1 protein-coding gene is annotated in these 1,022 nt (G+C 72.1%); it reads right to left on the reverse strand.

What is annotated here, in order from left to right:
* Positions 1 to 8: 8 nt before the first annotated feature.
* Positions 9 to 1,022 (reverse strand): 2-oxoglutarate dehydrogenase, E2 component, dihydrolipoamide succinyltransferase (sucB, locus tag GL263_RS27185; RefSeq protein ID WP_182858384.1); only part of this gene is annotated, 1,014 nt, incomplete at its 5' end.

The raw sequence follows: 1,022 nt of genomic DNA on the forward strand, positions 1-1,022 counted from the left end.
GTGGGGCCTTACAGGCCCAGCTCGCCCTCGAACTCGCCGGCCTCGAGGCGGGCCTTGACGGCGCCCAGGTAGCGGGCGGCGTCCGCGCCGTCGACCAGCTGGTGGTCGTACGACAGCGTCAGGTACACCATGTCGCGGATGGCGATCGTCTCACCGAGCTCCGGGTGGTCGATGACCATCGGACGGCGGACGGTGGCGCCGATGCCCAGCTCGGCGACCTGCGGGTAGTTCACGATGATCGTGTCGAACAGCGCACCGCGCGAGCCGGTGTTGCTGATCGTGAACGTGCCGCCGGACATGTCGTCCGGGCTCAGACCGCCCTGGCGCACCTTGCCGGCCAGCTCCGCGGTCTTCTTGGCGATACCGGCGATGCTGAGGTCGCCGGCGCCCTTGATGACCGGGACCATCAGGCCCTTCTCCGAGTCCACCGCGATGCCGACGTTCTCGACGTCGTGGTAGGTGACGGTGCCGTCGTCGTTGATGCGGGCGTTGATGGCCGGGTGGGCCTTCAGCGCCTCGGCGGCGGCCTTCACGAAGAACGGCATCGGGGAGAGCTTGACGCCCTCACGGGCGGCGAAGGACTCCTTGGCGCGGGCCCGCAGCTTCATGACGCGGGTGACGTCGACCTCGACGACGGTGGACAGCTGCGCCTGCTTCTGCAGCGCCTCCACCATCTTCTCGGCGATGACCTTCCGGATCCGCGACATCTTCACGGTCTGGCCGCGCAGCGGCGAGGTCTCCAGCTTCGGGGACTTCGGCGCGGCGGCGGCCGGGGCGGCCGGCTGGGCGGCGGCGGCCTTGGCGGCCTCCGCGGCGGCGAGCACGTCCTGCTTGCGGATGCGGCCGCCGACGCCGGTGCCCTTGACCGAGCCGAGGTCGACGTTGTTCTCGCTGGCGAGCTTGCGCACCAGCGGGGTGACGTACGCGCCCTCGGCGGCGGCGCTGGCGGCCGGAACCGGCTTGTGGGCCGGGGCGGCCGGCTGCGCCGGAGCCGCCGGCTGGGCGGGGGCCTGCTGCTGGGC

Origin of the sequence: Streptomyces durbertensis (genome assembly GCF_014156695.1) — a bacterium.
GTDB classification, from domain to species: Bacteria; Actinomycetota; Actinomycetes; order Streptomycetales; family Streptomycetaceae; genus Streptomyces; species Streptomyces durbertensis.